The organism is Mesorhizobium sp. ES1-4, assembly GCF_020164745.1.
Classification (GTDB): Bacteria; Pseudomonadota; Alphaproteobacteria; order Rhizobiales; family Rhizobiaceae; genus Mesorhizobium.
On sequence record NZ_JAIUGV010000015.1, the window covers coordinates 71,913 to 85,597 of the forward strand.

The 13,685-nt window shown below is 64.6% G+C and carries 12 protein-coding genes; 5 read left to right on the plus strand and 7 right to left on the minus strand.

Going from position 1 to position 13,685, the window contains the following annotated elements:
• Positions 1-27: 27 nt before the first annotated feature.
• From LB556_RS24850 to LB556_RS24880, 7 genes are all read right to left on the minus strand, one after another.
• On the minus strand, positions 28-1,041 hold the full coding sequence (locus LB556_RS24850; RefSeq protein ID WP_224570241.1) for an ABC transporter ATP-binding protein: 1,014 nt from the start codon (positions 1,039-1,041) through the stop codon (positions 28-30).
• The gene (locus LB556_RS24855; RefSeq protein ID WP_224570242.1) at positions 1,034-2,146 is read right to left on the minus strand and encodes an ABC transporter ATP-binding protein; all 1,113 of its coding nucleotides are present in this window, start codon (positions 2,144-2,146) and stop codon (positions 1,034-1,036) included. Before LB556_RS24855 ends, LB556_RS24850 begins: the two co-directional genes overlap by 8 nt.
• A gap of 2 nt (positions 2,147-2,148) precedes the next feature.
• Complete coding sequence (locus LB556_RS24860; RefSeq protein WP_224570243.1) at positions 2,149-2,355, minus strand: hypothetical protein; 207 nt, start codon at positions 2,353-2,355, stop codon at positions 2,149-2,151.
• Positions 2,352-3,302: a carbohydrate ABC transporter permease gene (locus LB556_RS24865; RefSeq protein WP_224570244.1), complete on the minus strand. Its 951-nt coding sequence runs from the start codon at positions 3,300-3,302 to the stop codon at positions 2,352-2,354. Before LB556_RS24865 ends, LB556_RS24860 begins: the two co-directional genes overlap by 4 nt.
• Positions 3,299-4,246: a carbohydrate ABC transporter permease gene (locus LB556_RS24870; RefSeq protein WP_224570245.1), complete on the minus strand. Its 948-nt coding sequence runs from the start codon at positions 4,244-4,246 to the stop codon at positions 3,299-3,301. The genes LB556_RS24865 and LB556_RS24870 overlap by 4 nt, the downstream gene beginning before the upstream one ends.
• A gap of 215 nt (positions 4,247-4,461) precedes the next feature.
• Positions 4,462-5,793, minus strand: a complete 1,332-nt coding sequence (locus LB556_RS24875; protein WP_224570246.1) for an ABC transporter substrate-binding protein — start codon at positions 5,791-5,793, stop codon at positions 4,462-4,464.
• 233 nt (positions 5,794-6,026) lie between these two features.
• On the minus strand, positions 6,027-6,722 hold the full coding sequence (locus tag LB556_RS24880) for a PIG-L deacetylase family protein (RefSeq protein ID WP_224570247.1): 696 nt from the start codon (positions 6,720-6,722) through the stop codon (positions 6,027-6,029).
• 27 nt (positions 6,723-6,749) lie between these two features.
• Between LB556_RS24880 and LB556_RS24885 the strand changes: the two genes are divergently transcribed.
• The 5 genes from LB556_RS24885 (at position 6,750) to nhaA (ending at position 13,640) form a co-directional block, all read left to right on the plus strand.
• Complete coding sequence (locus tag LB556_RS24885; RefSeq protein WP_224570248.1) at positions 6,750-7,640, plus strand: DMT family transporter; 891 nt, start codon at positions 6,750-6,752, stop codon at positions 7,638-7,640.
• Between the two features lie 47 nt (positions 7,641-7,687).
• A complete protein-coding gene (hrpB, locus tag LB556_RS24890) occupies positions 7,688-10,150 on the plus strand; it encodes an ATP-dependent helicase HrpB (protein WP_224570249.1) in 2,463 nt (820 codons plus the stop codon).
• A gap of 157 nt (positions 10,151-10,307) precedes the next feature.
• A complete protein-coding gene (locus tag LB556_RS24895) occupies positions 10,308-11,639 on the plus strand; it encodes an ActS/PrrB/RegB family redox-sensitive histidine kinase (protein WP_224570250.1) in 1,332 nt (443 codons plus the stop codon).
• 64 nt (positions 11,640-11,703) lie between these two features.
• The gene (locus tag LB556_RS24900; protein ID WP_224570251.1) at positions 11,704-12,267 is read left to right on the plus strand and encodes an ActR/PrrA/RegA family redox response regulator transcription factor; all 564 of its coding nucleotides are present in this window, start codon (positions 11,704-11,706) and stop codon (positions 12,265-12,267) included.
• Between the two features lie 176 nt (positions 12,268-12,443).
• A complete protein-coding gene (nhaA, locus tag LB556_RS24905) occupies positions 12,444-13,640 on the plus strand; it encodes a Na+/H+ antiporter NhaA (RefSeq protein WP_224570252.1) in 1,197 nt (398 codons plus the stop codon).
• Positions 13,641-13,685 lie beyond the last annotated feature (45 nt).

The window sequence follows — 13,685 nt, forward strand, 5'->3', positions numbered from 1 at the left end:
AGCCTTGGCAGGAAAGCCGAAAACCATTCACATCAGTCGTTGTCCATCAGCGCCGAAATAGAGCGGCGACCGGTAGCGGATCACCACTTTGTCGCCTCGTGCCAGATCGGTGTCGGGGTCGGTCAGCGTCACCAGTTTCTTCGGCCCCACCGCCACGTGCAGGTGGTTCTGGTCGCCGAGATGTTCGACCCAGTCGACGACGCCGTCGGCATGGCCGTTCGTCGCCTTCTCGATGGCCAGATGCTCGGTGCGTGCGCCGATCGTCTTCGTACCCGTCGGCGCGCCGCCGTCGGGAAGCAGCCCGGTGGGCAGAAGATTGATCGCGGGCTGGCCAAGCCTTGCCGCGACATGCAGGTTTGCCGGTTCCGAATAGATCGTCCTTGGCGAGCCGATCTGCACCAGCACGCCCTTGTCAAGGATGCCGATGCGGTCGGCCATGGTCATGGCCTCGATCTGGTCGTGGGTGACGTAGAGCATGGTGGCGCCGAGTTCGGACTGGATGCGCTTCAATTCGAGCCGCAGGTCCGCCCGCAGCTTGGCGTCGAGCGACGACAGCGGCTCGTCCATCAGGTAGATGGAGGGCTTGCGCACCAATGCGCGGCCGATGGCGACGCGCTGCATCTCGCCGCCCGACAATTTCGTCGAACGGTTGGCAAGCTTGTGACGGATGCGCACCATGCCGGCCACTTCCTCGACGCGGCGGCGGATCTGGTCTTCCGGTATTCTCCGCGCCGGCGAGCGCAGCGGAAAGGCAAGGTTGTCGAACACCGACAAATGCGGATAGAGCGAATATTGCTGGAAGACGAAGGCGGTATCGCGCTCTGCCGGCGACAGGTTCGTGGCATTGTGGCCGCCGATCTCGATCGTGCCGGCGTCCGGCCGCTCCAGCCCGGCGATCAGCCGCAACGTCGTCGTCTTGCCGGCTCCGGTCGGTCCGAGCAGCACGACGAATTCGCCGTCTGATATATGCAGGTCGAGCCCGCTGACCGCGGCTTGCTCGCCGAAACTCTTGGTCACGCCCTTGATGTGCACGTCAGCCATGCTGCGCTCTCCGCTCCGATGCGGTGTCGTGGATCGCCGTTCTCACGGCGCGGCCAGATCCCTTGTCGAACAGCGACAGCCGCGCGCTGTTCAGCGTCAGGCCGACATGGTCGCCCGGGTTGAGCCGGATTTCGGCCGGCACGCGCGCCTTGATGATGCCGTCCGTCGTTTCCACCGCGACGATCTGCGTGGTGCCGAGATATTCGGTGCCGTAGATGGCGCCGCGCAGCTTGGAGGCGTCATCGAAGCGGATGTGTTCGGGCCTGATGCCAAGTGCCATGTCGGCCGGCGCGATGTCCTCGCGCACCTCCGGCACCGCGACTTTTGTCCCCTGGACGACGATCTCCTGCGCGCCTTTGGAAAGCCCACCGCCGAAGCCCAGAAAGTTCATCGGCGGCGAACCGATGAAGTCCGCGACGAACATGGTCGCCGGGCGGTCATAGATCTCGCGCGGAGTGCCGAACTGTTCGATGACGCCGTGGTTCATGACAGCGATCTTGTCAGCCATCGACATCGCTTCCATCTGGTCGTGCGTGACATAGACGGTGGTGGCATGGATGCGGTTGTGCAACTCGCGCAGTTCATGGACCATCAGATCGCGGAATTCGGTGTCGAGTGTGCCGAGCGGCTCGTCCATCAGGAAGCATTTCGGCCGCCGCACGATGGCGCGGCCGAGCGCGACGCGTTGACGGTCGCCGCCGGCAAGGCCGGAAACGGATTTGTTGAGCAGATGGTCGATGCGCAGAAGCTTCGCCGTTTCTTCGACGCGGGTGCGGATCTCGGCCGAGGGCATGCCTTGCGCGAGCAACGGGAAACCGATGTTCTTGCGCACATTCATATGCGGATAGAGTGCGAACAGCTGGAAGACGAAGGCGATGTCGCGCTCGCGCGCCCGCAGCATGGTGACGTCCTCGCCGCCGAGCAGGATCTGGCCGCCGGTCGGCAGCTCGAGCCCGGCGATCATGCGCAAGGTGGTGGTTTTGCCACAGCCGGACGGCCCGAGCATGACGAAGAACTCGCCATCCTCGACGACGAAATTGGAGTCTTGCACCGCGACGAAATCGCCGAAGGCCTTCCTCAGATGCTGGACGCGAATCTCGGCCATGATTATTCCGGAAACTTCGAGACGATGATGAACATCACCGTGCCGGCGAGCATGGTGATGAACGAATAGGTGTAGAGCGACAGCGCGAAGGGCTGGAACAGCATCAGGAAGCCGATGGCGATCAGCGCCGTGGCGATGTTTTCCATCAGCCCGCGCCTGGCCCAGCGTGGCCAGCGGGACTTGCGTTTTGCAGGTTGGGTCATGCTCATTTGCGCACCGCGCCGAAAGTGATGCCGCGCAGCAATTGCTTGCGCAGCAGGATGGTGAAGACCAGGATCGGCACCAGGAAGATCGTCGTGCCGGCCGCGACGGCCGGCCAGTCCTGGCCGCCTTCGCCGATGATGGTCGGGATGAAGGGCGGCGCGGTCTGTGCCGTGCCGGAGGTCAAGAGGGCCGCGAAGGCATATTCGTTCCAGGCGAAGATCAGGCAGAAGATGGCGGTCGCGGCAATGCCGGTGGTCGCCTGCGGCAGCACGGTGCGCCAGAAGGCCTGCAGCCGCGTATAGCCGTCGATCATGGCGGCTTCCTCGTACTCGCGCGGAATCTCGTCGATGAAGCCTTTGAGCAGCCACACCGCCAGCGACACGTTGACCGCCGTGTAGAGCAGGATCATGCCGAGCGCGGTGTCCGACAGGCCGAGTTCGCGGTACATCAGGTATATGGGAATGGCGACCGCGATCGGCGGCATGAAGCGCGTCGACAGGATGAAGAACAGCAGGTCGTCGGCAAGCGGGACCTTGAAGCGCGAAAAACCATAGGCCGACAACGTGCCGAGGAAGACGGCGCAGAAGGTCGAGCCGAAGGCGATGATGAGCGAATTGACGAACCGCGGCAGGAAGTTGGACGGGCCGGCGATCACCATGTTGCGCTTGCGCACGGTCTCGTCGCAGAAGCCGGTCGCCGGTCCGAGCGAGTTGATGTACTCCGGTGTCTGCCTTGTCCGCGTCGTGAACAGGTTGCAGTAGCCCTCGATGCTCGGCTGGAAGACGATCTTGGGCGGATAGGCGATCGAATCCGGAGGCGTCTTGAAGCTGGTGGCGAAGATCCACAAGAGTGGCACGATCGAGACCAGCGCATAGGCGATGATGATGGCGCCGGCGATGCGCTTCGAATTTGCCGAGGGGGCGACGACCGAATGGGCAGTGGTCAGGCTCATCTCTGCTTCACCTTGTTGAGCGCCTTGACGTAGATATTGGCGAGACCGAACACCGCGACGAACAGGATGATGGCGAAGGCCGATGAGTAGCCGGTGCGCCAGCTTTCGAAGGCCTGACGCTTCAGCGTGATCGAGGCGACCTCGGTGGTCGAGCCCGGCCCGCCGCCGGTGAGCAAATTGACCATGTCGAACATCTTGAAGTTCTCGATGCCGCGAAACAGCACCGCCAGCATGATGAAGGGCAGCGCCATGGGCAGTGTGATCGACCAGAACTGCCGCCAGTTGGAGGCGCGGTCGACCTCGGCCGCCTCATAGATGTATTCGGGGATCGAGCGCAGGCCGGCGAGGCAGATCAGCATCACGTAGGGCGTCCACATCCAGGTGTCGACGATGATGATCGACCACGGCGCCAACGAGACGTTCGAGAGCATCTGGATGCTTGTCGGGGGAATGCCTGACGCGAACGAGATGACGTAGGAAAACAGGCCGATCTGCGGCTCGTAGAGGAAGCGCCAGAAATTGCCGACCACCGCCGGCGACAGCATCATCGGCACCAGGATCAGCGTCGTCCAGAAGGCATGGCCGCGGAACTTCCTGTCGATCAGCCAGGCCAGCGTGAAGCCGATCAGCGTCTGCAAGAGGATGGTCCAGAACACGAAATGCGCCGTCGTCTGCATGGCGATCCAGATATCCTGGTCGCCAAGGATGCGCTGGTAGTTGGCGAAACCGAGATTCTTCACCACTTCGTTCGGCCGGTTGGCGCGGTAGTTGGTGAACGAAAGATAGATCGCCCAGAACAGCGGGAAGATGTTGATGGCGAGCAGCAACAGGATCGTCGGCGAGATGAACAGCCAGGCGAGGCCCTTGTCGCTGATGCCCCGGACCTTGCGCGCCAACGGCTCGGGCGTCGCCCGGGCAACGGTCTCCGCTGTCCGATTGAGCATGGTAAATCCTGCTTCGGTCACTTGAGGCGTCTCTGTCATGGAATTTATCTGAACCGCGTCCCGTGCCAAGAGCGGCACGGGACCCAGAGCATGATGCCGAAAAGTGTGAAGCGGTTTTCGGACGACATCATGCTCTCTCGGATGATCTGGAGGCGGATGATTTCTGGTCGAACCGACCAGAAATCATCCGGCCCTGGGCCTAGCTCGGGAGGAGCTTACATCTTGCCGTCGTCCTGGAAGACCTGCGTCCAGTCCTTGACCAGCCCGTCGAGCGCGTCCTTGGGCGAGCCTTGGCCGGCGACGACATAGTCATGGAAGCGCTTCTGCGAGGCCTGCAGCAGCGGCGCGTAGCTCGGCTCGGCCCAGAAGTCCTTCACGATGGCCATCGAGTCGAGGAAGGTCTGCGCGTAGGGCTGGCTGGCGGGGAATTTCGGGTCCTTCACCACCGCGTTGAGGCAGGAGTAGCCGCCGAGCGACCACCACTTGGCCTGCACGTCCTTGTTGGCGAACCACTTGATGTATTTCAGCGCAGATTCCTGCTTGTCGGAATAGGACACCACCGAAATGCCCTGGCCGCCGAGCTGGGCGAACTGGTCGCCGTCGGGACCCTTCGGATTGACGAAATAGCCGATCTTGTCGCCGCCGACATTCTCGTCCTTCTGCAGGCCCGGCCATGTGAAGGCGAAGTTCATGTGCATCGCCACCTGGCCGGATTTGAAGGCATCGACGCCTTCGCCCATGTAGCTGTTCGAGGCGCCCGGAGGGGTGCAGCAGTCATAAAGCGCCTTGTAGAATTCCAGACCCTTAACCGACTTGTCGGAGTTGACGAAGCCTTCCATCTCGTAGGGCTTCTTCGGGTTCTCGTATTGGAAGCCGTAGCTGTAGAGCACGTCCATGGCGCCCATGGTGATGCCTTCCGAGCCGCGCTCGGTGTAGATCGAAGCGCCATAGACCGTCTTGCCGTCGATCTGCCGCTTCTGGAAGAACTCGGCGATCTGCTTCAGCTGGTCGAATGTCGCCGGCGGGCCGAGATCCCAGCCATACTTCTCCTTGAATTCCTTCTGCAGTTCGGGCTTCGAGAACCAGTCCTTGCGATAGGTCCAGCCGACGACGTCGCCCATGGCCGGCAGCGCCCAGTAATTGGGCGTGTTCTTCGGCCATTCCGAATAGCCGACGACGGTCGCCGGCACGAAGTCGTCCATGCTGATCTTCTCCTTGTCGAAGAAGTCGTTCAGCTTGACGTAGTGGCCGTTCTCGGCCGCGCCGCCGATCCACTGGCTGTCGCCGATGATCAGATCGCACAATTTGCCGTGCGAGTTCAATTCGTTGAGGAAGCGGTCGGCATAGTTGGTCCACGGCACGAATTCGAATTTCATGCCGATGCCGGTTTCCTTGGTGAAATCCTTGGACAGTTCGACAAGCGCGTTGGCCGGGTCCCAGGCGGCCCAGCACAGCGTCAGGTCTTCAGCGTGCGCGGCGTTCGAGACGGCTGTCGACGCTGCGATCGCCGAGGCCAGTCCCATAGCCAGTTTCAAGCTCGATTTCATGCCTTCCTCCCATTTGTGAGACACGTCCGGATGACGGTCCCAAGAGCCCTCAACCTCTCTCCTCAGAGGCCCAAACATGGCGGCATCGTCGCGCCGCGGATGTTTAGTAATTTGTTTAGTGATGCAATTTTTACTAAACAAGGCAAGCGAATTCGTTGCTGCATCGCAACATGCCCAAACGGCTGATTGAAATCGTTGGGAAATGACCGCCGGATGCTTGCTCCGGCTGCCGACTAGCCGGTCTCGTTCGCGTTCGGGATTGGTGTCACCGGCCGCAGGGGCGGTGCCGGCGGCAACAAGGCCCGTATGTCGGCGAAGGGAAATCTGGGTTCGAAGCGGAAGGCCTCGGCCAATGAACCGGGGACGCCGTTGCATTGGACGGCGCGAAATTCGTTCTGGATGCGTGCTCTGTCGACATATTGCTCCGGGCCCTGCGACTGGTGGGCGCGGATCGCCTGCGCTTTGAGATCCCGATAGGCGGAAATGTCGACATAGTGCGTGGGCGCGAACCCCGTGCCGCCCATCGTGTCGGCGTGCAGCACGGGAACGGCGAAAGAGGCCGCGATGCGCACGCCGTCAGACAGGGACCGATGATCGGCGTGATAGTCATTGGGGGCGTGCGTGATCACCAGATCCGGTCCAACCTCGCGTAGAAGCGTTTTCAACGCGCTGATAAGCGCGCCGTCGGCCACCAGCTCGCCATCGGGAAAGTGGAGGAAGCGCGGCGCTGCGCCAAGCAGCGCGGCCGCGGCCGTCGCTTCCTCGCGGCGGGCACGGGCCAGAACCCGGGGATCACTCCTGCCGCCCCTGGCACCATCCGTGGCCACGGCAAAAGTCAGTTCTGCGCCTTGCGCCGCATAGGCGGCCATCGTACCGAACATGAAAATCTCGATGTCGTCGGGATGCGCGCCGAGCGCCAGTATTTTCACGCTACTCTCTCCCGGAAATGGAAAAACGTGCCAAACGGAATCCTGCTCGCCCTCATCGCCTATGCAAGCTATTCGGGCAGCGATGCCGTTATCAAGAGCCTGGGTGGGCAGTTCACCGTGTTCGAGATCGGCTTCTTCGCCACCTTGTTTGCCGGCTGTTTCCTCTTCTTCACCCGCCCGGCGGGCGAACGCTGGCGTGATTTCTGGCGCATGAAGCGGCCATGGGCCGTGCAGGCGCGAGCGTGGGCCGGCATCGCCTCGGGCGTGCTCAGCGTCTATTCCTTCACTACCATTCCGCTGGCTGAAGTCTACGCACTGATCTTCCTGGCGCCCTTGCTGGTCACCATCCTGTCCACCGTCATCCTGAAGGAAAAGGTCGGTCCCTGGCGGTGGCTGGCCGTCGTCGCCGGCTTTGCCGGCGTGATGCTGGTGGTGCGGCCGGGTTTTCGCGAATTGAACCTCGGCCATCTGGCCGCCTTCGTGAATGCCTTCCTTGCCGCGACCAGCGTCATCCTGTTGCGGTCGCTTGCCCAGCAGGAGAAGCGCACGTCGATGCTCGGCGTGCTCGTCGGCTATGGCCTTGTTTTCAACGGGGTCGGCGCCGCCGCCACCGCTTTCACCCTGCCAAGCGTCATGCAGCTTGTCTGGCTGGCGATGGCGGGCGCTTTTACTGCGGGTGGACAATTGCTGCAACTGCTCGCCGCCAAATACGCGCCCGCCAACCGGATCGCCCCGACGCATTATTCGCAGATCGTCTGGGCGGTAATCCTCGGCGCGCTGTTCTTCCAGGAATATCCCGACTGGCTGTCGCTGGTTGGCCTCGCCGTCGTCGGCGGCTCCGGCCTGCTGACCATGATGCGCGAGGAGGTGCGGCTCGGCACGGTGCGCTGGAACCCGTTTTCACGGACCAGGCTTTGAGGGCTTACACATTGCAGAGCGACCGCGACCGCTGATATGCGGACGCGATGACGACAAGACTCCTGCCGGAACTTCCGGTCACAGCCGTGCTGCCGGCGCTTGTTGAAGCGCTCAATGATGGCAACAGCGCTGTGCTGGTGGCGCCGCCCGGCGCTGGCAAGACCACACTGGTGCCCCTGGCGCTGCTCGATGCGTCCTGGCTGGGCACGGGCAAGATCGTGTTGCTCGAGCCGCGCCGGCTGGCCGCCCGCGCTGCCGCCCGCCGCATGGCCGACCTGCTGGGCGAGGAACCCGGCGGCGCCGTCGGTTATGCCATGCGCATGGAAAACCGCACTTCGGCCCGAACCAAAATCCTGGTCGTCACCGAAGGCGTGCTCGCACGGATGATCCTCGACGACCCCGAATTGCCCGATGTCTCGGCGGTCGTTTTCGACGAATTCCACGAGCGCTCGCTCGACGGCGATTTCGGTCTTGCGCTGGCGCTCGACGTGCAGGGCGCGCTACGACCGGATCTGCGACTGCTGGTGATGTCGGCAACGCTCGACGGCGCGCGGGTGGCGAAACTCCTGTCGGGCGCGCCGGTGATCGCAAGCGAGGGCCGCGCCTTCCCTGTCGACATCCGCTACGACGAACGGCCGGCAGGCGTTCCGATCGAAGACGCCATAGCCAAGGCGATCCGCTCGGCGCTTGCCGACGAGGGCGGCAGCGTGCTGGCCTTCCTGCCGGGCCAGCGCGAGATCGAGCGCACCGCCGAGCGGCTGGCCGGCAAGGTCGGCGCCGACACCGACATCGTCCCGCTCCATGGTCAACTCGACGGCAAGGCGCAGGACGCGGCGATCAAGCCGGCGGCGCCAGGCCGCCGCAAGGTGGTTCTGGCGACTTCGATCGCCGAGACCTCCATCACCATCGACGGCGTGCGCGTCGTCATCGATTCCGGCCTGTCGCGGCTGCCGCGCTATGAGCCGGCCAGCGGATTGACCAGGTTGGAGACCGTGCGCGTCAGCAAGGCCTCCGCCGACCAGCGCGCCGGCCGCGCCGGACGCACGCAGGCCGGCGTCGCCATCCGGCTGTGGCGCGCCGAGCAGACGGCGGCACTTCCCGCCTTCACGCCGCCGGAAATCCTCGAGGCGGACCTGTCGGGCCTCCTGCTCGACTGCGCCGCCTTCGGCGTTGCCGACCCCGCGACGCTTGCCTTCCTCGATCCGCCGCCGGCGCCGGCACTCAATGAAGCAAGGGCGCTGTTGCGCGCGCTCGACGCCATCGACGGGCAAGGGCGGTTGACGGATGCGGGCGCTGCGATGCGCAAGCTCGCTTTGCCCGTCCGCCTGGCGCATATGGTCGCCGAGGCGGCGAAAGCCGGACAGGGGCAGGAAGCAGCCATGCTCGCCGTGCTGCTCACCGAGCGTGGCCTTGGCGGCGACGGCGCCGATCTCGAACGGCGGCTGATGCGCTTTCGCGGCGAGAAATCGCAGCGCGCCACGTCGGCGCGCCAGCTTGCCGAGCGCCTCGGCAGGCAGGCGGGCGGGGCGAAGACCAGCGGAGCTGTTCCAGCCGGAACCCTGCTCATCCATGCCTGGCCGGACCGTGTCGCCAAGGCGCGCGGCGAGCGTGGCCGTTTCGTGCTGGCCAATGGCTCCGGCGCCATGCTCGACGCCGCCGATCCGCTGGCGGGCGAGCCCTTTCTGGTCGTCGCCGACCTGCAGGGCAAGGCGCAGAATGCGCGCATCGCGGCGGCGGCGGCAATCAGCGAGGAGGACATCCGGTCAGCATCTGGCGGCAACATCGAAACGCTCCGGCAAACGAGCTTCGACCGCGAGCGCCGCGCCGTGCGCGTGCGCGAAACCGTGCGCCTCGGCGCCATCACGCTCGCCGAACGCATGCTGCCGCCGCCGGTTGGCGCCGATGCCGACCGCGCCATCATCGAGGCCTTGCACGCGCATGGGCTTTCGCTTCTGACTTGGAGCAAGGACGCTCAGACGCTGCGCCAGCGGCTGTCCTGGCTGCACAAAGGCCTGGGGCAACCCTGGCCCGACATGTCGGATGAAGCGCTCATCGAGCGCTTCGACGACTGGCTGCTGCCGTTTCTGTCCGGTGCGGCATCCCTGGCCGCCATCGATCCCGGCATTGTCTCGGCCGGGCTGGCCACCCTTGTGCCGCATGACCTGCAGCGCGGGATCGATACGCTGGCGCCGACCCATTTCGACGCCCCGTCGGGCAGCCACGTGCCGATCCGCTATGACGGCGAATGGCCGGTGCTGGCGATCCGCGTCCAGGAGCTGTTCGGCCTTGACCGCCATCCCGCGATCGCCAACGGCACGGTGCCGCTGACGCTTGAATTGTTGTCGCCGGCGCACCGGCCGATCCAGACGACGCGCGACCTGCCTGGCTTCTGGCGCGGCTCCTGGGCCGATGTGCGCACCGACATGCGCGGCCGCTATCCCAAGCATGTCTGGCCGGAAAACCCGCTGCTTGCCGCCGCTACCGCCCGCGCCAAGCCGCGCGGCACCTAGCATTGGGCGCAACGCACGATTGGCGTAGCGCTCACCCGGGGTCATCCTCGGTTCTGCGCGACGGCGTTTCGCTCCTGCTTCGCCCAGGAATGACGAAGCCGGGAAGGCCTTGGGCAGTACAGCGCTACTGGCGCAACCCCTTCCACGGCTGTAATTCATGGCCATGATCAATGTTTTGCGTTCACCCGACTTCCAGCAGAGCCAGCGGCTGCGCCTCAACACGCTGATCCGGTTGCGTTGGCTCGCCATTGTCGGTCAGAGCCTGACGGTGCTCGTCGTCGCCTACGGCCTGAAGTTCCCGCTGCCCGTCAGCCTGTGTTTTGCCCTGATCGCCTGTTCGGCCTGGATGAACCTGTTCTTGGCCTTCCGCTTCCCGGCCGCGCACCGGCTCACCCCGTTCGCCGCCTTCGGCATCCTGATCTTCGACAGCCTGCAGCTTGCCGGCCTGCTCTACATGACGGGCGGCCTGACCAACCCGTTCTCGCTGCTGATGACCGTGCCCGTCGTCATTTCGGCGACGTCGCTGCCGTTGCGCCTGACCGCCGTCCTCGGCGGACTGGTGATGTCGGCGGCGACCTTGCTGGTTTTCATCCATCTGCCTTTGCCCTGGTCTGAAGGCGCGCCCCTGGAGATGCCTTTCATCTATGTCGCCGGCATGTGGATGGCGGTGCTGTCCTCGATCGCGTTCACGGCGATCTATGCCTTCCGGGTGGCCGCCGAGGCGCGGCTTCTGGCAAACGCGCTTGCCGCCACCGAACTGGTGCTGCAGCGCGAGCAGCATCTTTCGGCGCTCGACGGCCTGGCCGCCGCCGCCGCGCACGAACTCGGCACGCCGCTCGCCACCATCACGCTGGTCGCCAAGGAAATGGAGAAGGCGCTCGGCACCGATCCGAAATACGGGGAAGACGTGAAGCTGCTGCGCTCGCAAAGCGAGCGCTGCCGCGAAATCCTCAAGCGCCTGACCAGCCTGTCATCGGAAGGCGAGGCGCATCTGTCCCGCCTGCCGCTGACCTCGCTGGTCGAGGAGGTCACCGCGCCGCATCGCGACTTCGGCATTTCGATCAAGCTTCGTCCGGGCGAGCGGACCGGGCCGGAGCCGGTCGGGCGGCGCAATCCGGGTGTCATCTACGGTCTCGGCAACCTGGTCGAGAATGCCGTCGATTTCGCCCGCAAGAGCGTCACCGTGCGCTGGAGCTGGGACGAGGCGATGGTCTCCTTCTCGATCACCGACGACGGCCCGGGCTTTCCGCCCGAAATCATCGACCGCATCGGCGAGCCCTATATGTCGACACGCCAGGGCACGGAAGCCGGCGGCGGCCTGGGGCTCGGCCTGTTCATCGCCAAGACATTGCTCGAACGTTCCGGAGCCACGCTCGATTTTCGCAACTCGAGCGGGCTTGGCGAAGGGGCCGTGGTGCGGATTTCGTGGCCGAGAACTGTCTTCCTGAACCCGGAATCGGCCCCGGCGACCATGCTTGACACCGCGTGAATTGGACAATAGCCCCGCAAAACTATATCTGCGTAAAATTAAGGCAGCAGGAATTTTCGAGACGATGACAGGCGATGAAAATAGTGGCGCAATGGTCGAAGGCGAGGACACTTCGCTTCTGATCGTCGATGACGACAAGCCGTTCCTGACCCGTCTGGCCCGCGCCATGGAAACCAGGGGTTTTGTGGTCGAGACGGCGGAGAGCGTCGAGGAGGCCGTGGGCAAGGCCCGCGCCAATCCGCCGGCCTATGCCGTGGTCGACATGCGGCTGGGCGATGGCAACGGCCTCGACGTGGTCGCCGCCATCCGCGAGAAGCGCGAGGATTCACGCACCATCATCCTGACCGGCTACGGCAACATCGCCACCGCGGTGACCGCGGTGAAACTCGGCGCGGTCGACTATCTGTCGAAGCCGGCCGACGCCGACGATGTCTTCGCGGCATTGACCCGCACCACAGGCGAGCGCGCCGCGCCGCCGGAAAACCCGATGTCGGCCGACCGGGTGCGCTGGGAGCATATCCAGCGTGTCTACGAAATGTGCGAGCGCAACGTCTCCGAGACCGCGCGCCGGCTCAACATGCACCGCCGCACGCTGCAGCGGATCCTGGCCAAGCGCGCGCCGCGTTAGCACCACTGGATGCCGCTTGGGACGTCCTTTTTGCGACGTCGACGACCGGCGAAACCGGTCGCGAAGCCGTCCCTCTCCCCGCCACTACGGGGCGAGGATGCAGGCAGGTGAGGCGGCGCAAACGCCCGTAAGAAGCATATGGGCAAAGTCGAAACTAGCAGCTCAACGGAGGCGACATGCAGGATTTGAAGCAACGGCCGATTTCCGTCTTCCGCGAATTCCTCGACAGCGAGGCGGCCGGCGGCATCGTGCTGATGGCAGCGGCGGCCCTTGCCCTGATCGTCGCCAATTCGCCGCTTGCCGGCACCTACTTCGCCGTTCTCCACGCCTATCTTGGCCCGCTCAGCATCTCGCACTGGGTCAATGACGGGTTGATGGCGGTGTTTTTCCTGCTCGTCGGCCTGGAGATCAAGCGCGAGATGCTGGACGGCCAGCTTTCGACCTGGCCACGCCGGGTGTTGCCCGGCATCGCCGCCGCCGGCGGCATGGCGGTGCCGGCGCTGGTCTATGTCGCCATCAACAGCAACAACCCGGCCGCACTCTCCGGCTGGGCCATCCCCACCGCCACCGACATCGCCTTCGCGCTCGGCGTGCTGTCGCTTCTCGGCAGCCGCGTGCCGGCCTCGCTGAAGGTTTTCCTGACCGCGCTTGCCATCATCGACGATCTCGGCGCCGTCATCATCATCGCCATATTCTACACCAGCGGCCTGTCGCTCGCCTATCTCGGCGCCGCCTTCGCCGTCATTGCCGCGCTCGTCGTGCTCAACCGCATGCGGGTGATGACGTTGGTGCCCTATCTCGTGCTCGGCGCCATCCTGTGGGTGCTGGTGCTGAAGTCGGGCGTCCACGCCACGCTGGCCGGCGTAGCACTCGCGCTCACCATACCGCTCGAACGCTCTGCCGGGATCGGCCACGATCTCGACAATTCGCCGCTGCATCGGCTTGAACATGGCCTGCACAAGCTCGTGGCGTTCGTCGTCGTCCCGATCTTCGGCTTTGCCAATGCCGGCGTTTCGCTCGCCGGACTGAGTTTCGGCGCCCTGATCGAGCCGTTGACGCTGGGTGTCGCCGCCGGCCTCGTGGTCGGCAAACTGGTCGGCGTGTTCGGCTCCTCCGCGCTCGCCATCCGCTTCGGCCTCGCCGACCTGCCGGCCCATGCCGGATGGGCGCACATGATCGGCATCTCGCTGCTTTGCGGCATCGGCTTCACCATGAGCCTGTTCATCGGCCTTCTCGCCTTCGCCAGCGACGTGGCGCTGCAGGACGCGGTCAAGGTCGGCATCCTCGCGGGTTCCTTCGTCGCCGCGCTGCTTGGTGCCGCGGTGCTGCTGATGACGCCGGCCGTGGGCGGGGTGGAAGAGGACAAGGAATAGCGTCCGCGCTTCTGGCAGACGCCGCCGCGCAAACACTGAAAGCGA